This is a genomic window from Paraburkholderia panacisoli (assembly GCF_008369935.1).
Classification (GTDB): domain Bacteria; phylum Pseudomonadota; class Gammaproteobacteria; order Burkholderiales; family Burkholderiaceae; genus Paraburkholderia; species Paraburkholderia panacisoli.
In genome coordinates this window covers 27,910-45,911 of sequence record NZ_VTUZ01000060.1, presented here as the reverse complement: position 1 = coordinate 45,911, position 18,002 = coordinate 27,910, and the positions used below count along the sequence as shown (strand labels likewise).

17 protein-coding genes and 1 pseudogene are annotated in these 18,002 nt (G+C 60.9%); 11 read left to right on the top strand and 7 right to left on the bottom strand.

The features are described from left to right. Positions 1-267: 267 nt before the first annotated feature. From FVF58_RS45090 to FVF58_RS45075, 3 genes are all read right to left on the bottom strand, one after another. Positions 268-942, bottom strand: a complete 675-nt coding sequence (locus tag FVF58_RS45090; RefSeq protein WP_149676051.1) for a hypothetical protein — start codon at positions 940-942, stop codon at positions 268-270. A gap of 1,411 nt (positions 943-2,353) precedes the next feature. After that, entirely contained in the window at positions 2,354-2,605 is a 252-nt protein-coding gene (locus FVF58_RS45080; RefSeq protein ID WP_149676050.1) for a hypothetical protein, read from the bottom strand. Positions 2,606-2,616: 11 nt separating this feature from the next. Beyond that, positions 2,617-3,084 (bottom strand): hypothetical protein, encoded by a 468-nt coding sequence (locus FVF58_RS45075; RefSeq protein ID WP_149676049.1) that lies wholly within the window; start codon positions 3,082-3,084, stop codon positions 2,617-2,619. Between the two features lie 191 nt (positions 3,085-3,275). Between FVF58_RS45075 and FVF58_RS45070 the strand changes: the two genes are divergently transcribed. Beyond that, entirely contained in the window at positions 3,276-3,611 is a 336-nt protein-coding gene (locus FVF58_RS45070) for a carboxymuconolactone decarboxylase family protein (protein ID WP_246217510.1), read from the top strand. Between the two features lie 372 nt (positions 3,612-3,983). Then, the gene (locus FVF58_RS45065) at positions 3,984-5,042 is read left to right on the top strand and encodes a beta-keto acid cleavage family enzyme (RefSeq protein WP_149676048.1); all 1,059 of its coding nucleotides are present in this window, start codon (positions 3,984-3,986) and stop codon (positions 5,040-5,042) included. A 151-nt stretch (positions 5,043-5,193) separates the two neighbouring features. On the opposite strand, the gene FVF58_RS45060 is transcribed toward FVF58_RS45065, so the two are convergent. Beyond that, the gene (locus FVF58_RS45060; RefSeq protein WP_149676047.1) at positions 5,194-5,394 is read right to left on the bottom strand and encodes a hypothetical protein; all 201 of its coding nucleotides are present in this window, start codon (positions 5,392-5,394) and stop codon (positions 5,194-5,196) included. A 615-nt stretch (positions 5,395-6,009) separates the two neighbouring features. On the opposite strand from FVF58_RS45060, the gene FVF58_RS45055 reads away from it, so the two are divergent. Both FVF58_RS45055 and FVF58_RS45050 read left to right on the top strand, forming a co-directional pair. Next, positions 6,010-6,174, top strand: coding sequence for a biotin carboxylase N-terminal domain-containing protein (locus FVF58_RS45055; protein WP_149676046.1), 165 nt, complete (start codon positions 6,010-6,012; stop codon positions 6,172-6,174). Beyond that, positions 6,168-6,431 (top strand): annotated as a pseudogene (locus FVF58_RS45050) (hypothetical protein); the annotation flags it as partial. The gene FVF58_RS45055 and the pseudogene FVF58_RS45050, both read left to right, overlap by 7 nt. Positions 6,432-6,506: 75 nt before the next feature. Here FVF58_RS45050 and FVF58_RS45045 read toward each other — a convergent pair. Together FVF58_RS45045 and bktB are read right to left on the bottom strand one after the other, a co-directional pair. Next, positions 6,507-7,358 carry a 3-hydroxybutyryl-CoA dehydrogenase gene (locus FVF58_RS45045; protein WP_149676056.1) on the bottom strand — a complete coding sequence of 284 codons (852 nt, stop codon included), beginning with the start codon at positions 7,356-7,358 and terminating at the stop codon, positions 6,507-6,509. Between the two features lie 16 nt (positions 7,359-7,374). Further along, the gene (gene bktB, locus FVF58_RS45040; RefSeq protein ID WP_149676045.1) at positions 7,375-8,562 is read right to left on the bottom strand and encodes a beta-ketothiolase BktB; all 1,188 of its coding nucleotides are present in this window, start codon (positions 8,560-8,562) and stop codon (positions 7,375-7,377) included. Between the two features lie 616 nt (positions 8,563-9,178). On the opposite strand from bktB, the gene FVF58_RS45035 reads away from it, so the two are divergent. Next, positions 9,179-9,751, top strand: a complete 573-nt coding sequence (locus FVF58_RS45035; protein ID WP_149676044.1) for an H-NS histone family protein — start codon at positions 9,179-9,181, stop codon at positions 9,749-9,751. Between the two features lie 204 nt (positions 9,752-9,955). Here the strand turns inward: FVF58_RS45035 and FVF58_RS45030 are convergent, their stop codons facing one another. Beyond that, positions 9,956-10,957: an AraC family transcriptional regulator gene (locus FVF58_RS45030; protein ID WP_149676043.1), complete on the bottom strand. Its 1,002-nt coding sequence runs from the start codon at positions 10,955-10,957 to the stop codon at positions 9,956-9,958. Positions 10,958-11,350: 393 nt separating this feature from the next. On the opposite strand from FVF58_RS45030, the gene FVF58_RS45025 reads away from it, so the two are divergent. The 6 genes from FVF58_RS45025 to FVF58_RS44995 all read left to right on the top strand — a co-directional run bounded on the left by FVF58_RS45025 (position 11,351) and on the right by FVF58_RS44995 (position 17,994). Beyond that, positions 11,351-12,673: an MFS transporter gene (locus FVF58_RS45025; RefSeq protein ID WP_149676042.1), complete on the top strand. Its 1,323-nt coding sequence runs from the start codon at positions 11,351-11,353 to the stop codon at positions 12,671-12,673. Between the two features lie 315 nt (positions 12,674-12,988). After that, the gene (locus FVF58_RS45020) at positions 12,989-13,969 is read left to right on the top strand and encodes a quinone oxidoreductase family protein (protein WP_149676041.1); all 981 of its coding nucleotides are present in this window, start codon (positions 12,989-12,991) and stop codon (positions 13,967-13,969) included. Between the two features lie 10 nt (positions 13,970-13,979). After that, the gene (locus FVF58_RS45015) at positions 13,980-14,828 is read left to right on the top strand and encodes a TauD/TfdA dioxygenase family protein (protein ID WP_149676040.1); all 849 of its coding nucleotides are present in this window, start codon (positions 13,980-13,982) and stop codon (positions 14,826-14,828) included. Positions 14,829-14,846: 18 nt separating this feature from the next. Then, complete coding sequence (locus FVF58_RS45010) at positions 14,847-15,407, top strand: RBBP9/YdeN family alpha/beta hydrolase (RefSeq protein WP_149676039.1); 561 nt, start codon at positions 14,847-14,849, stop codon at positions 15,405-15,407. Then, positions 15,394-16,110, top strand: coding sequence for a DsbA family oxidoreductase (locus FVF58_RS45005; RefSeq protein ID WP_246217509.1), 717 nt, complete (start codon positions 15,394-15,396; stop codon positions 16,108-16,110). The genes FVF58_RS45010 and FVF58_RS45005 overlap by 14 nt, the downstream gene beginning before the upstream one ends. Before the next feature lie 255 nt (positions 16,111-16,365). Further along, positions 16,366-17,994, top strand: a complete 1,629-nt coding sequence (locus FVF58_RS44995) for a 3-(methylthio)propionyl-CoA ligase (RefSeq protein ID WP_149676038.1) — start codon at positions 16,366-16,368, stop codon at positions 17,992-17,994. Positions 17,995-18,002: the final 8 nt, after the last annotated feature.

The following is an 18,002-nucleotide window of genomic DNA, read 5'->3' as shown; positions in this document are numbered from 1 at the left end:
CCAGGCGGCTACGCAAATCTCGATCTTCTGACATGTACTCTCATCCCAGCTGTCCACGTGGACAGGTAGCATCAGAGAATCACTCGTTCATTGCTAGGGCGTCCGTAAAGGACCGCATACATTTGATCAACGGTGTAGTTAGGGTGTGCACGGCTGCAACCGCCCGCTATTGGACGGCAAAGCGCTGCCGCTCAACGATGGAAGTCGATAGGCCGTTTCGGGTTGCTGGGCGCCTGACAGGTCGTTATCACCTGTTTCGTCCAGATTTCAGGCGCTTAACGGTTGTGTGAACGGCTGCGCGTCCGTTCGCCGACCAACCGTGGACTCCGTTAGCAGATCGAGAGACGCTTTGCGCTTTTCTTCGGCGATTTTGATGAAGTCGGACAGTTCGCGCTCCATCGATGAATCTTTCGCGCCCGGTTTCCACGTCGCGGCTCCGTGCCGGCGGCGCGTGGCCCGAGCCAGCTGCAATGCACACTTCGCAGCCTTCGCACATTCGTATTCGACCTGACCGCAAAGGTCTATTGGCTCACCGAACTCCCGAAATGCGTCCACATACTCGCGGGCCGAGTGCACTGTAGCGGGGTATTCGCGCAGATCGGAGATAACTCTGCGGCTCAGGACGCGCCAATGCAGTTTGTCCGGATAGGCAAAGGCGGGGATGGACACGCCCTTGCTGGCTTCGCAGCGGATGGGGCCGACCGGCTCCGCGGCTGCCCAGGCGGCCTTGTGCATCATCGTCCGACAGGTTCGAGCGTAGCCTTCCAGCGATAGCGCGAGTTCCAACGCGGTTTCGCGTCGCTGACGCCTGCGCTCCCTGGCATCCCTTGCCGAGATCCACGCGAGCGTTATGACAGAGCCGATTGCCCCTGACGCCAGCGCCAAAGTCATCGGAGTGTTCCAGCTAAGTCGCTGGAGATATTCAAGCCATTCCTGCGGCATACGAAGCGCCTCGAAGTAGAGGTGCGTAGAGTATAAGCAATCGTTTGCGCGGAATAGTCAGCTCAAAAAATGCATTGTGCGTTTTTGCCACAAGCGCTTCGATCGGGCGAGGTGCATCTTGACAGACCGGGTCGAACCGTGGCTCTCCTTCGCCCGGCCCAAAGGGAGGGGCGTGAAAAGTTTGAGGCCGCTTCGCTTCTTAAGCGGATAGGGTGGCGACGTTGGTCCGGGAGGCGCAATGGGTCCGCGTGCTGCCGGCTATGACAAGCATCGTTCAGTCGCTGGACGATCGGCAAGGTTTGAGCACGAAGAGACGGTCGCCCGGCGCTGCCGGGTGACCGGCCTCGGCACTCCGGCAGCTGCTAGAGCGTTGGAAAATTGGACGGGTAACCGCGAGGCTTGCTGGAGGGCGCCCACACCAGCGAGCAGGACGAATACGTCGGCAAAAAAAAGCCGCAGGCAATGCTGCGGCTAACAAACACACACGCCAATCGTTGGGGACGCTGACGTGTTTCATCATGCTATCCAGGCTCGTTTCGGATGAAAACCCAGGTGTTCCGTATGATGATTTCCGACCCCGCGCCAAAGCTTTCAGGATCAACCTGTTGCCGTACCTCCTTGGTGGGGCAGTCGCATAAAAACCACACCGGACCGCTCAGGACGCTAAAAGCAAAGCGTCGAGTCGGCTAGGCGATGGCCGGGCGATACCAAATGGTCCACCAGCGCGGCTGAACCGAAGCGCTTCTGCAGTCGTAAAGCTGCTGTTGTTCGTCGCAACCAACCAAACCTGGTCCTGATGTCCATGCCGCCAAAGATGGGGCGTCCACCACACGACGACCAAGGACAGGTCCCGCCGTGGCGCTTAAAGGGGCGAGCAGTGGTGCGGACGCGCGTGACGACGACGCACCACGACAGGCAGATTCAGCGAGCTACAGCGCACACCTGCAGCAGGCCGATGCAGGGCTCCGGGGAGGCATTGGAACTGGCGGAAGCCGAGACTCGTCGGCATCGCCTTCGTCGCCGATCAGATTCTCACGACTATTTTATGTACCTCGATGCAGCGTTGCCTCCTGAAACGATCTGGCTTTTCAGTTGCGTGGCGTGCGGGCTGCTGACGCGTTGCGGCTGCAATCCGATGCGCGGCGCGCGTTCGGCTTTGCACGTGAAAAGGGCTTCTTCGCGGAGGCGGCCGGGGACAGGAAGCAGGATCTGCAGACAGACGGGGATTGTCCAAAGCGTTGGCTGGTGATCTCGCACATCGAGCGCTGAATCCCGCTGCGATTCACGCATAGGTAACGCGTCTTGCACTGTAGTGGAGTTTGACTGCATGTCGCACGACCCAGTGCAGAGTGTTTGCGCAAAGTGGACACTGCATCGCGGCCTTGCGCCGAAGTTGTCCCGTGCGCCCGCTTCACCGAATAGCGGTGTGGTCCATGCTCGCAGGCTCGACACTCATTATCCCGTGCTCGTATGCGAGACGTGCGTCCTCGTCGTCGTGGAAGCGTTGTTCGAACGTGGTGCGCGCATCTGCGCTGCCCATGCCGACCTCCTGGCCAAGGTAGTAGGCGGCCTGAATCGCCGTATCGCGGTTGGGATACGCGACGTACCGATAACCCGCGATACTGGTTGTCAATGTTGCGACAATCAGCAGGATAAAAATCATTTTTCGTTCTCTCAATGCGATTTCAACGCAGCGCGTACGCGAAACCATCGAACGTAGAAAGATGAATTATCAATTGAAGTGGTTGATACTTCAACTAGAGCAAACCCGGGTTCCGAGTGTTCAGGGAGGGCGGGCAGCGGAAATTTGGGTGTTTCCGTTGTTACGTCAGTCGACGCCTTTGTAGGTATGGGCGTAGCCGATGGCTTTTCGTGGATCATCGTGCCCAGATCCAGGACGCTCGTCCCAATCGGGCGCGGGGCGGATGACGCCGTTGCGGCGGTATGCGCGGCCGCGTTTACCACGCGGTCGAGGCAATCACGTAAGGCGCTTGCCCGCTCGTGGCAGATACAGGTGTCGTGCGCCTTTACGACAATCTTTAGGGCTGTGGTGGTGACCCATCGTCCACGCAACTCGGCGGACTGAACCGCCGAAGTCAAGGCCACCGCAACGACGAAAAGCGCCGCGAGAAGCTTGATCATGTGTTCGGTTCCCGTGCGGATGTCGGGTTAGACCCACCAGCCGGCGCAGCCGTCCACCCGGCGGTATGGCGCGAGGCTGGACAAGATGCGGCAAATTAGACGACCGTCTTGCGCCACCGTTTGCCGGATGCAAACACTGCACAGCGAAGCGCGCCGGCCGCAACCGGCACTGGAACGCGCAATGGTAGCCCATTGCGGAACTTGATCCCGATTGGACTGAACAATTCATGGCCATGGCGATGGCCCCGATGACTTCGGGTGTGCTGGATCCGAAAACGGTCGAATTCCTCACCATTGCCGTCGACGCTTCCTGCACACACATGTATGGACCCGGTGTGCGATGCCATATACGGAAGGCGTTCGAAATGGGCGCGACCCAGGAAGAGATCACAGCGGTACTGCAGTGCGTTTCTGTGCTCGGCATTCATGCGATGAGTCTTGCGGCTCCCATCCTGCTTGAAGAGGGGGCAGTGCACGAGCGAAGCTTGGTGGAGAAATCAACAATACCGGTTGGCGTTGCTACCTGAATTTCGTGCGGCGCATGCGCGAGACCCGCGGGTTGTATTCGACCCTCCTTTTTTCCGGTGCGCAGCCCATTGCACGCAGCCAGTGTTAACGCTTAGTGGCGCCAATTCATAAAACAATGTCACCAAAAACGTAAACCGCATTGTCGGATTGCCGTATCGTCGCTGCAGTGTTTCATCGCCCGTCGCGTCTACCTCGGCCTGACCCGCAGGGGGCATCACGCGGTTGTCGTCAACTGCAGACGCATTACATTTTTTGTAGCCGCGACGCTTTTAACGCGCCGGAATTTTCGACGACAAGCGCTGAACGCCGGGTTCATCAGTTACACCCCGCGATTTCCTTCGTTCCCCTTAACCTGCCTCTGGAGACATACAATGAACTTTCTCGACGGCTCTCTCTATACCGAGAACCAGCAGCCCCTCATCATCACGGCCGCGCCCTATGCGCCGTCGTGGGTGCCGTCCGACTTTCCCGAAGACATCCCTGTCACGATGGAGCAGCAGATCCAGAAGGCGGTGGATTGCTACAACGCTGGCGCGACTGTGCTTCACCTGCACGTCCGCGAACTCGACGGCAAAGGCAGCAAGCGCCTGTCGAAATTCAACGAGCTGATCGCCGGCGTGCGCAATGCGGTGCCCGAGATGATTATCCAGGTGGGCGGCTCGATCAGCTTCGCGCCCGAGTCCGAAGGTGCCGCGGCCAAATGGCTGAGCGACGATACACGCCACATGCTGGCCGAGCTCGATCCCAAGCCCGACCAGGTCACGGTGACGATCAACACCTCGCAGATGAACGTCGTGGAACACTGGGAGGATGACGACGTCAAGGGAACCTCGATGGCGGACCCCGAGGTCTACAACGCCTACAAAGAGATGACGGTGCCGGCGCAGCCCGGTTGGGCCGAGGAGCACATCCGCCGCCTGAACGAAGCCGGCATCCAAAGCGCCTTCCAGTGCTACAACATCAACAGCTTCGAGTCGGTTGAGCGGTTGATTCGACGCGGCGTCTATAAAGGCCCGCTGGTCATGAACTGGGTGGCAATCGGCGGCGGCATGGACGCACCGAACATCTATAACCTGGCCAATTTCGTGCGTGCCACGCCGGATGGCGCGGTGCTGACGGTGGAGAGCTCGATGCGCAACGTGCTGCCAGTCAACATGATGGGCATTGCGATGGGCCTGCACGTGCGCTGCGGCATCGAGGACAACCTTTGGAACCAGTCGCGCACGAAGAAGATGAGCACTGTCGAGCAGATCGAGCAACTGGTGCGCATCTCACGCGAGTTCGGCCGCAAGGTCGCGACCGCCCAGGAGGCGCGCGAGATCAGCAAGATCGGTGTGTTCTACGACACGGTGGAAGAGACGCTGCTGGCCAACGGCTTCGCCCCTAACCGCAAGGGCGCTACGCAGGGCTTCCTGCGCAAGGCCGTCTAAACGGCACCGGAAGCGACTGCGGCAACGGCTCTATTTCTGTGTCGGTTGTCCGTCGAGGGAATCTCCGGGGAGGCAATTTCAGTGTGCCGACCCGGCTGGTGCGGTGCTGATCGGGCAGGAAGATCCGATCAGCCCCCGCTCGCGATAGCTGCTAATACCGCGCCATTTGCAATTCGCGCGGCGTTGCCATTGGCGGGACAATGCGCGCTGGGAAATAGCCGCCATGCGACCAAAGACGGGATTGAAGGTGCGTTTGTCGCATGCCGACGCGCATCAGCCTTTCAATCCAGTGCAAACTCGACTGCGCCGGAAAACCGATACTCATAGTCTTGCGGCTTTCGAGTAAAGCCAAAACTGAACTCCAGAATTCAGTTTTGAAACGCAGCGTTCGTTCCCGCGTTTGACTAATGTTGATTGATCAACGACATAGTGACTTGAACCAAACTTGAACCAATTCTTGCGCATACCAAGGATTCTCGCTCGCATAGTGGCGTGCGTTTGAATTTTGCGCCACAGCCCGTTTGTGGAGATGACCGGGCGGGCAGCACATCATCTTACACAGGACAAACCAGAATGACCGCTGAAAAAAACGGTAAATCAACCGCAACACGCCCCTCACGATTTGAAGAACATTTGAAAGAAGACCCATCGTGCGCCGAGAGTCGCAAGGAGGCCACACATGCCGTGTCCCAATGGGCTTGGGCGAGTGCACGGGGTCACTATGACTGGATGGATTCGCACGCGCCGTTTTCCCACATTGACTAGTGTCTGATCCCGGCAACGAATCGTTGCTGGAAGCCGCGCTCTGCGTCGGAGTTCACATCAATCGCTCGTACGCCACGGGTGGGGCTTTCAATGAGTACCGCGAAGCGGATTGCGCCGGCGCGTCTGAACTTACGAGCTTCTGTCGATTTGCGTTGTGCTGGTTTGCCAGCGCGTCCCGCTCACGTACGAGTCCCTGCCTATCATGAACTACGCCCCGATCAGATCGCTGCTGATTGCTAACCGCTCCGAGATCGCGATTCGCGTGATGCGCGCCGCCGCCGAGTTGGACATTCGCACGGTGGCTATCTATTCAAACGAAGACCGGCTCGCGCTGCATCGCTTCAAGGTAGCTAGGAGCTGCTCGTGAAGGCGCTCAAGGAAGAGACGGGCTTGCCCATTCACTTCCATACGCACGAGACCAGCGGTATTCCGGCCGCTTCGGCACTCGCCGCGATCAATGCCGGCTGCGATGCCGTCGACGGTGCGCTCGATGCGATGAGCGGCCTTACGTCGCAGCCGAACCCGTCAAGCATTGCCGCTGCACTGGCGAGCAGCGAGCGCGATACCGGGCTCAGTCTCGAATGGCTGTACGAGGCGTCGATGTACTGGGAAGGCGTGCGTCGCCGCTAAGCCGCGCTCGTTCCGCACTCCTCCATCGAGCAGGAGCGGGTGCGCAAGCCGGTGATTCGCCGTGATCGCTTATGCGTAGTTGTAGACGCCGTGACCGGTCTTGCGGCCGAGGTGGCCGGCCGCTACCAGCTCGCGTAACAGCGGACAGGGCCGGTATTTCGGGTCACCGAAATCCTTCTGAAACACTTCGAGCACCGACAGGACGACATCGAGACCAACGAGGTCGGCCAGTGCGAGCGGGCCGATCGGGTGATTGGCTCCAAGCTTCATGCCGGCGTCGATTTCGTCGGGGGTGGCGATGCCTTCGGCCAGCACGAAGAAGGCTTCATTGATCATCGGCACGAGGATACGGTTGACCACGAATCCCGGCGAGTTCTTGACGCCGACGGGCGACTTGTCGAAGCGCGTCGTCAGCTCGCGGACCGCGTCTGCCGTCTGCGGGCTCGTGCGCACACCGCGAATGATCTCGACGAGCGGCATCATCGGCACCGGATTGAAGAAGTGCATGCCGATAAAGCGTGACGGATCAGCGAGCGCGGCGCCCAACGCCGTGATGGAGATCGACGAAGTATTCGAGGCGATGATGGCGTCGGCGCGTGCCACGGACTCGATCTGTTTGAGAATTCGGACCTTCAGGTCGTTGTTTTCGGTGGCGGCCTCGATCACGATGTTGGCGTCGCGCAGCCGCTGGTAGTCGGTCGAAGTCTCGATCCGGGCGAGGGCGGCCGCGCGAGCGTCGGCGTCCAGCTTGCCCTTCGAGACCAGACGTTCGAGGCTGCTGCTCAGGGCTGCCAGACCCTTGGACAGGGCAGCATCCGTAACATCGATCATGACGACCTTCAGGCCGGCCACAGCGGCGGTCTGGGCGATGCCGGCGCCCATCGTGCCTGCGCCGACAATACCTACAGTTTCAATTTCCATTTGGGTGCGAATTCGCTTACCGGAGGTTTTCGAAGATGGCCGCGATGCCTTGGCCGCCGCCAATGCACATCGTGACCAGTGCGTAACGGCCACCCGTTCGCTCCAGCTCGTACAGAGCCTTGACGGTGATCAGTGCGCCCGTCGCACCGATTGGGTGCCCGAGGGAGATCCCGGAGCCATTGGGGTTGACCTTGGCGGGGTCGAGTTGCAGCTCTTGCGTGACGGCGCACGCCTGCGCGGCAAATGCCTCGTTTGCCTCGACGACGTCGATATCGCCAATGCGCAAGCCCGCACGCTCGAGCGCGATTCGGGTAGCCGGCACCGGACCAATACCCATGTAGCGCGGATCGACACCAGCGTGCGCGTATGACACGAGGCGAGCCATCGGCTTGATGCCTTGGCGCTCGGCGGCTTGCCGGTCCATCATCAGGACTGCGGCTGCGGCGTCGTTGATGCCGGATGCGTTGCCCGCGGTAACCGTTCCATTTTCCTTTTTGAAAACCGGACGCATGGCGGCGAGTTCAGCGGCATCGATTTCCGTGCGCACGTGCTCATCGGTATCGAACACCACTTCCTTGCCCTTGACCTTGCGCTTGATCGGGAGGATCTGTTCCTTGAAACGGCCCTCGGCGATCGCCAGCGCCGCCCGGCGATGGGATTCGACTGCCAGTTCGTCTTGCTGCTCGCGTGTGATGCCAAATTTCTGCGCGACGTTTTCGGCAGTGACGCCCATCGGCACCGTTTCGAATGGATCGTTCAGTGCGCCAAGCATCATGTCGATCAGCCGGCTGTCACCCATGCGGGAGCCAAAGCGTGCGTCGGTTGATATATAGGGTGCACGGCTCATGTTCTCGGCGCCGCCGCCGATGGCGACTTCAGCATCGCCGAGCAGGATGGTTTGTGCCGCGGAGATGATCGCCTGCAGGCCAGACCCGCACAGGCGATTGACGGTGAAGGCAGGGGCCGATTCGGCAATGCCACCGTTCATGGCTGCGACGCGCGAGAGATAGAGATCCTTGGGTTCGGTCGGGATCACATTGCCGAACACAACGTGGCCAACCTGGTCGCCGGCAACACCAGCACGCGCGAGCACCTCTCGCACGACGAGCGCGCCGAGTTCAGTAGTCGGGACGTCTTTCAGGCTGCCGCCAAATTTACCGATGGCAGTGCGCACACCGCTGACAACCACTACTTCTCTTTGCATTTGCGAAAACTCCTTGGCTCGGTGCCTACGGAACCGTAAGGGGATCGGCTGACCGATGGGCAATGCCGTCCACTGTTTGATCCAGACAAACGGGATCTCAGACTAAAAATTACCCGCCGACTGGATTCTGCAGGCCAGTTGATACCACAACTATGTAAAAAGCTATCAGTGGGATCTCCGCTGCTACGGCGGCGCGTTCATCCGAATAGAGGCGTGGGCGCCAACGCAGGTGGGAGTGGCCGCAAACCAGCGGGCTTGGGATGATTATGCAACAGCTTAGTCGCCGTGTCAGGTCGATGAATGCCTAAAAAGGCAAAGTGCGGTGTCTGTTATGAAATTTAGCTGGAATTTTTTCTATAAAGTTGCAAATTCAATGAATAAGGTTGTGATAGCAAAGTGAAAGAAAGTCATCTTGAAGCCGACCGTACTCCAGATTGTCGGAGAATCTGCCGCTAGGCAGGGAAATCCCGCTAGCGGGAGATCCGTTGCGTTTTTGGGTATGGGTGCCGGCTGGGCTGGGCTGGTCAGTCAGCCCTTTTTAGAAGCCCACACCTCGCGGAACTCCCGCACCTGAGGCTTATAATTCGGCCACATAAAAGCAACGAGGAGTAGTGCGATGGCAAGGTCTTATGGTGTGATTCAGGCGGAGATCCTGAAACTGCAGCGGGAAGCAGAAGAAGCCCTGAGTGATGCGCGCAATCAAGCCATCAGGCGGATTCGCGCGGAGATGGCGCAATTTGGCATTACTGCCGACGAGTTGCGAGGATCTCCGCCAGTTGGGCGCGGCGGTGTTCGGGCAAAGAATCGTGCGGCGGCAACAGCCCCAAAGGCGACTACGGCAGTCATGGGCGCGTCCGACGAGTCTCCGGCAGTCAGACTGCTGGAGGATGCCGGTATCGATTTCCGGCGCAAGGCCCCGGCACCCACAGCGTCGCCAGCACCCGCAAAGCTCGCGCCTAAGTACCGTGATCCCAAGACCGGCGCTACCTGGAGCGGCCATGCGCGCCCTCCGGCCTGGATCAGGGAGGCCAAGGATCGTTCGGTATTTCTGATCGAAAGGAGCGCGGCCCCTGCAACAAAGCCCGCGAAGAAGGCCGCGACCAGGATCGCTCGCTCGGCTGTCAAAAAGGCCCCGTTGCCAAAGGTTGCTGCCAGGGGCAGCAACAAGAAGGATTCAGCTTCCCGCTAGGTCGCGACGCATTCCCGCGCCGCAGCGCCATTGCGGCGCAGGCGCTGCTCGATTCGGCCGATCGAGCGATGTATCTCGCCACGCACAACGGACGCAGCCGTGTGAGATCCGATTCCGGTGTTCCCGGGTCAGCGCATTCGCCTGATGCCGCCGCAGACCAACAGGCATCGCTCAAGCACGCCTAAGCGGTGCAACAGGCATTCTTCATTTCAATTTGCCGTTGCGCCAATCACGCGGCGTCATGCCAAACCGTGACGCGAACCAGTTCGTAAAGGAGCCCTGCTGGTTATAGCCGAGCAGTAGCGCGACTCTACCGATCGGATAGCGCGGGTTGCTCATATAGCGCACGGCAAGTTCGCGCCGGACTTCTTCGATCAGTGCCGAAAAGCTGGTGTCGGCCGATCCAAGCTGCCGCTGCATGGTGCGTACGCTCAGACGTAAATGACGGGCAACCAGATCGACTGTAGCCTGCTCGACGGGTAGCAACAGGTAGATCGCCTTGCGCACTTCCAGCGCGATCGAATCTGCGCCCGTTACGTTGAGCGGAGTGGCGAGGCTTTCCGCATATCGGACCAGTTCTGGATCAGCGGCTGGATTCGGGTAGTCGAGGTCGGCAGCTGCGCAAACGACCCCGTTGAAGTCGCTGCCGAACTCCAGCGGACAGCCAAAGAAGCGTCGATGAAACGTCTGGTCAGCGGGCCCTCGGTGAGCGAAATGGACGGCGCGCGGTTTCCAGTGGTTGCCGAGCAGCGCACTGGAGTGGCGCGCGAGGACACCGACTGCAAGCTCGATCGCCTGCCTGGTCGGCGTACCCGGATCGAGGACGAGTTCCTCCCGGATGGTGACCGTTTCTCCTGCGTCCTCGACGTAGACGGCCAAGGCTTCGTTGAGCAGATGCCGGAATTCGGCTGCGGCCAGCAAAACCTCGCGTAGCGTGCGTTTGTGCGCGAGCAGGACATTGACCACGCCGGTCCCGAATTTCTGCCGGGTTTCAGCCATCTGCAGCGCGAAAGTCGGACACGACGCCTTTTCAGCCGTGAGCTCCAGTAACCGGCTGCAGGCGGCGGCCGAAATCCGGTCATCCGGATTCGCCAGCGCCGCCGGGTCGATACCGGCCTGCTGCGCGAGCTCGACAGGATTCAGTCCCAACCGCCGCGTCACATCGAAATACCCGCTCATGGCAACCGAGCGTAGCATCGTTTCCATCTCTGTCTCTCCGCAGGCTCCGTACGGGCTGCGCCAGTCTGCAGCAATGAAGTGCTTGCTGGCCCGCATACCGGTGTTTACGCGCACTGGCATCAATCGCTAAAAGGATGGCGCCTATACATAAAAGTGTAACGCGCGATTGCCCTATTGTGCGAACACTAGGTTCTATTCCCACGGGATGGCGCCGAACTGCCAGGGCGCAGGCGTCAGGAACCTGCCGCTGCGCTCGGCATAAGGGGCGCAGCCCGCTCGACGCGTTAATTGATGTCGGGTTTCAAGGATAGGACACCCCGGCGCATGCCGGGGAGGGTGTAACGAATATCCATAATCGGCCGTGTTTGTCCTGAATGGCAAATGCTGTCGCTAACGAACTAGATGCGAAGGAGACAAACCATGCTCATGCAGCACGCGGAGCCCAACACGGGCGATGTTTCGACAACACGAACGGACGTGCGCGCTTATGCCTGGGTGGTATTTGCCTTGACGGTCGGATTGCTGCTCTCCGACTACATGTCGCGGCAGGTGTTGAACGCGGTTTTCCCGCTGCTTAAGGCAACGTGGAATCTTTCCGACACACAGCTGGGCTCGCTCAGCAGTGTGGTCGCATTGATGGTTGGTGTACTCACTTTTCCGCTGTCGGTGCTCGCCGACCGGTGGGGCCGCGTGAAGAGCATCGTCCTGATGGCGGCAATGTGGAGTCTCGCGACACTGGGCTGCGCGATCTCGACAACCTATGGCGAAATGCTGATCGCACGAGCCTTCGTCGGCATCGGCGAGGCCGCCTACGGCAGCGTGGGTATTGCGGTTGTTCTGAGCATCTTTCCGGCGCGACTGCGCGCCACGCTCACCGGCGCGTTCATGGCGGGCGGGGCGTTTGGCTCGGTGCTCGGAATGGCGCTCGGCGGTGCGGTTGCAGCTCATATGGGCTGGCGCATGGCGTTCGGCGCGATGGCGGCCGTGGGCATCGTGCTGGTCATTTTCTACTGGTTTGTCGTCACCGAAAAGCGTCTCGCGCCACTGCAGCCGGCAAGCCTCACCCGGCAGGCGGCAGGGCTCGGCGTGCGCATGAGCTTCCGCGCGCTGATGAAGGGTCTCTTCTCGACGAAGTCCGTCGTGTGTGCCTATGTCGGCAGCGGCATCCATCTGATGGTTCCCGCCGCCATCTGGGCGTGGATGCCGAGCTTCCTGAACCGCTACTACGGAATGGCTACGGGCAAGGCTGCAATGAGCGCAGCGGTGTTCGTGCTGGTGACGGGCCTTGGCATGGTGGTGTGCGGCAATCTGGCCGACCGGCTCAGCAAGAATGCACGCGAAAAGAAGTGGGTCGCCGCGATTGCGTTCTGCCTGACGTCCTTCATTCTGCTCGCGATCGGCTTCCGCATGCCTGCGGGTCCGTTGCAGCTCGTTGTGATCGGCGTCGGGATGTTCTTCTGCGCAGGCGCGAGCGGCCCCTCGGGTGCGATGGTGGCGAACCTCACCCCGTCGTCCATTCATGCATCGGCGTTCGCAACACTGACGCTGGCGAACAATCTGCTGGGGCTGGCGCCCGCTGCGGTACTCACAGGTCTCGTCGCCGACCGCATCGGTCTGCTCGGTGCGCTGCAACTCGTTCCTTTCGCGGCACTTATCGGGGCGATCGCATTCTTCATTGGAAAACGCAACTACTCCGACGATCTGGACCGCCTGGACGCCCTGCGCGAGCATGCTGTCCGCTGAACGGGACACTGGCGTGACGGATTTATACGGCTTTCCGCACGCAACTAGAGTAGACGTTCGGAATGCGACGATGCGTCGCGATGTGGCGGCCGTTCATTGATATATGCTTGAATTAGCATCTAGTTTAGATTACATAGCAACTGACAAAAGCGCTTTGAATGCTTTTGAACTACATCCTCGCGGTATGCGCGAGCTTCGCGGCACTCACCGCCGCAACACAACACCGATCTGACAATAGACGGCTGGGGTAAGACGAGCAGTTCCGCCGCAGGCAGAGATCTATTTGCAGTTTGAGTAACGGATAGGAGATTGAACATGGCGAAAGCAATCCGCTTTCATGAAACCGGTGGTCCCGAAGTCTTGCGTTACGAGGACGTTGAAGTGGGCGAACCGGGCCCCGGGCAGGTCCGCCTGCGCCATGAGGCTGTCGGTCTGAATTTCGCCGACACATACTTTCGCAGCGGTCTGTACCCGGTTCCGATGCCTGCTGGTATGGGCGTCGAGGCCGCGGGCGTGGTCGAGGCCGTCGGTCCCGATGTGACAAACGTCGCGGTCGGCGATCGTGTGACCTACACCGGTTTTATCAACACGCTCGGTGCCTACAGCACCGAACGCCTGATCCCGGCCGCACCGCTCATCAAACTGCCGGATGGGATTGCCTGCGAAACGGCTGCCGGTATGACCATGCGCGGTCTGACCTCGTCCTACCTGATGCGCCGCATCCACGACTTCAAGGCCGGCGACACCATCCTGCTGCACGCGGCGGCCGGCGGTGTCGGCCTGATCGTGTCGCAATGGGCGAAGCTGCTGGGTCTTAACGTGATCGGCACGGTTTCGACGGAGGCCAAGGCTGAGGTGGCCCGCGCGCATGGTTGCGACCACATCATCTACTACAGCCGGGAAGACGTGGCGAAGCGCGTGCGCGAACTGACCAACGGCGTCGGCGTAAACGTGGTCTTCGACAGCGTCGGCAAGGATACCTTCGAGGCCTCGCTGGACTCGCTCAAGCGCCGCGGCCTGATGGTCTGCGTCGGCACGGCATCCGGCCCGATCCCGCCGTTCAATCCGCAGATTCTCGCAATGAAGGGCTCGCTCTACCTGACCCGCCCGGCGCTTGCCGACTATATCGCCGACCCCGCCGAGAAGAACGAACTGGCCGGCGAAATCTTCGGGCATATTGCCGCGGGCCGCATCAAGATCGAACTCAATCAGCGTTACGCGCTTGAGGATGCCGCGCAAGCCCACCGGGACCTGGAATCGCGCAAGACGACCGGCTCGTCGGTCTTTGTTATCTGAGGGAGAAACCATGCGAGTCGAACAATTGACCTGTGCAATCGGTGCCGAGCTGGTCGGCGTGAATCTGGCCGATGCCATTCACGATGACAGTCTGTTTGCCGAGATCCGGACGGCGCTGCTGAAGCATCGGGTGCTGTTCCTGCGCGATCAGGACATCTCGCGCGCCGAGCATGTGGCGTTTGCGCGCCGCTTTGGCGAGCTGGAAGATCATCCCGTCGCCGGCAGTGATCCGGACTATCCGGGCCTCGTGCGCATCTACAAGACCCCGGAAAATCCCAACGACCGGTACGAAAACGCGTGGCACGCTGACGCCACCTGGCGCGAAGCGCCGCAGTTCGGCGCGGTCCTGCGTTGCGTACAGTGCCCGCCGGTTGGAGGCGACACGATGTGGGCCAATATGGTCCTCGCGTACGAGAACCTGCCGGACCACATCAAGTTGCAGATTGCGGACCTGCGCGCCCGCCACAGCATCGAGGCGAGCTTCGGCGCCGTGATGCCGATCGAAAAACGCCTCGCGCTCAAGGCCCAGTATCCGGATGCGGAGCACCCTGTGGTGCGCACGCATCCGGAGACCGGCGAAAAGGTGCTGTTCGTGAGTGCCTTCACCACCCATTTCACCAACTATCACACGCCGGCACGGGTGCGCTTCGGACAGGACGCCAATCCGGGCGCGGGCGACCTGCTGCGCTATCTCATCAGCCAGGCCTACATCCCGGAGTATCAGGTGCGCTGGCGCTGGACGCCGAACAGCATCGCGATCTGGGACAACCGCAGCACACAGCACTATGCGGTGATGGACTACGCGCCGTGCCATCGGAAGATGGAACGCGCCGGGATTATCGGCGACAGGCCGTACTAATCGGAAGGAATCAGCATAGTGACTCTCGATACAGCACCTACGATACTTATCGTGCCCGGCCTGCGTGATCATGTGGCCGAGCACTGGCAGACGCTGCTGCAGGCTCGCCTCCCCAAAGCGGCTTCGGTGCCGCCGCTGGAGCACGACAAGCTCAGCTGCGCGGCGCGCGTCGCGGCGCTGGACGAGACGATCGCCAAAATCGCTGGCCCGATCGTACTGGTGGCTCACAGCGCCGGCGTGATGATTACCGTGCACTGGGCGCAGCGCCACCATCGGCCGATTCAGGGTGCGCTGCTTGCCACGCCGGCGGATCTGGAGGCACCGATGCCCGACGGTTATCCAACGCTCGATGCGCTCGAGCAGAATGGATGGCTGCCGTGCCCGCGTAAGCCGTTACCGTTCCCGAGTATTCTCGGCGCCAGCCGCAACGATCCGCTGGCAATGTTTGATCGCGCTGCGGTAATGGCTGCGGACTGGGGCAGTCGTCTCGTCGATCTCGGCGAAGTTGGGCACCTGAACCCCGCAGCCGGCTATGGCGAGTGGGCGCAGGCGGAGACCCTGATCCGTGAGCTTCTCTGACATGGCCGGCGCAACGAAGCAGGGCACCGCAGTAGAAAAGGCGTCCGTGACGGTCGATGTCCACTTCGACTTCGTCTGCCCGTGGTGCCTGATCGGCAAGCGCAATCTCGATGCAGCCGTCAATCGTCTCGCCAGCTTGCGTCCGGATGTCAGCGTCAAGGTGCGGTGGCACTCGCATCAGTTATTGCCCGACATTCCCGTCGGCGGCGTCCCTTATCAGGCGTTCTATGTGGCTCGTTTGGGCAGTGCAAACGCGGTCGCCGCACGGCGCGCACAGGTCCAGGAGGCCGCTCGCGCAGCCGGCGTCCAACTGGCGTTCGACAGGATCGAGGTGATGCCGAACACGCGAGCAGCGCATAGCCTCGTTTCGTGGGCCGTAACCACAAGTGCGGGGTTCCAGCCTGCTTCGCTGATCGACCGGCTGTTCACCGGCTATTTCATGGACGGCGAAGACATTGGCGACCCGGATGTGCTCCAGCGAATCGGCCTCGCGTGCGGTCTCGACGCGGCGGCCCTCGCTGAACATCTGGCGGCGTCGCGGCGCGATCACAACGTGGCCATCCCGCTTTCGCCTCAGGCCGAGGGCGTCAGAGGCGTGCCGCATTTTGTGATCGATTCGGCCCTGTCGCTGTCCGGGGCGTACTCGCCCGGCGCAATCGTGGATGCCATGTTGCGCTCGGCTGGCGATCAGGAGAACCGATGACGTCACGCCAGAAGCCGGTTGGCACGGTCGATGAACTCGCACCTGCCCGGCGCACGGCGTGCGCTTCGACCCGCGTACCGGGCTCACGCCCGGAGCAGGCGGGTTAAGTCTGACGACTTTCCCGGTCCAGACCGTCGACGGGAAGCTGTTCGCCGGTCTCGATGGACCCAGTTCGACTGCCTTGCATGCGCCAGCGGGTAGTGCGACGACGTGATTCAGGGCGCGGGATTCTACAAACATTCAGGAGAAGCAAGGATGCAAGGTTTGATGATGCAGCAACCGCTGCTGGTGGCTTCGCTGCTCATGCACGCCGAACGCCATCATGGCACGCAGGAAATCGTGTCGCGACGGGTCGAAGGGGACATTCACCGCTATTCGTATCGGGATCTCGCGCAGCGTGCGCGGCGCATGGCAAACGCCCTGGCAGGCCTTGGCATCCAAGCGGGGGAGCGGGTAGGAACGCTTGCGTGGAATGGCTACCGGCATATGGAGTTGTACTTCGCAGCGTCGGGGTCCGGATCCGTGTTGCACACGCTCAATCCGCGGCTTCACGTCGACCAGCTGGCGTACATCATTGAGCACGCGCAGGATCGCGTCGTGTTCTTCGACCTGACGTTTCTGCCTCTGATCGAGAGCGTCGCGCCGCGCGTAAAAAGCCCGAAGGTCTTCGTGGCGATGACCGACCGCGCGCACATGCCGCAGGCGCATGGCCTGTCGAGCATGCTGATGTGCTACGAGGACCTCATCGACCTTCACAGCGACGCGTACGAGTGGCCGCTGCTGGACGAGAACAGTGCATCGTCGCTGTGCTACACGTCAGGCACCACGGGCAATCCGAAGGGCGTACTGTACAGCCACCGCTCGACCCTGCTGCACACCTACGCCGCGGCGCTGCCGGATTCGCTGAACTGCTCGGCGCGCGATGCGATCCTGCCCGTCGTGCCGATGTTTCATGTCAACGCGTGGGGACTGCCGTACATCGCCTGCATGGTCGGTGCGAAGCTGGTGTTTCCGGGTCCGGCACTCGACGGCAAGTCGCTCTACGAGTTGATCGAGGCAGAACAGGTCACGCTGTCGGCCGGCGTGCCGACTGTCTGGCAAGGACTGCTAGCGCATGCCGACGCGATCGAGGGTTCGTTCTCGACAATGAGGCGCACGATTATCGGCGGCGCTCCCTGTCCGACGGCGATGACGGCCGCGTTCCAGAATCGCCATCGCGTCGACGTACTGCACGCCTGGGGAATGACCGAACTCAGTCCGGTCGGCACGGTATGCAGTTTCAAAACACATCAGCTTTCTCTGCCCGTGGACGAGCGTTATGCGGTGCAGGCGAAGCAGGGGCGGTCCGTATTCGGCATCGACATGAAGATCGTTGGCCCCGACGGCGCAGAGTTGCCGTGGGACGGCAACGCTGCCGGCGACCTGCTTGTGCGGGGGCCGTGGGTCACGCGGCAATACTTTGGCAATGACGACGCATCGCCGCTGCGCGACGGCTGGTTCCCGACCGGCGACGTGGCAAAGATCGATCGCGATGGCTTTATGCAGATTACAGATCGCAGCAAGGACGTCATCAAGTCCGGCGGCGAATGGATCAGTTCGGCCGACATCGAAAACGTCGCGTACCTGCACGCCGACGTGGCTAGTGCGGTCTGCATTGCCGCGCGGCATCCGAAGTGGGACGAACGGCCGCTACTGTTGATCGTCAAAAAGCCGGACAGCGCACTCACCGAGGACGAACTGCTGGCCTTCTTTGACGGCCGGGTTGCGAAGTGGTGGAAGCCCGACGCCGTGGTCTTCGTCGAATCGGTTCCACTGGGCGCGACCGGCAAGGTGCTCAAGCACCAGTTGAGGGAACAGTACGCAGACCACTATTTGTCGGCCTGATACGCCTA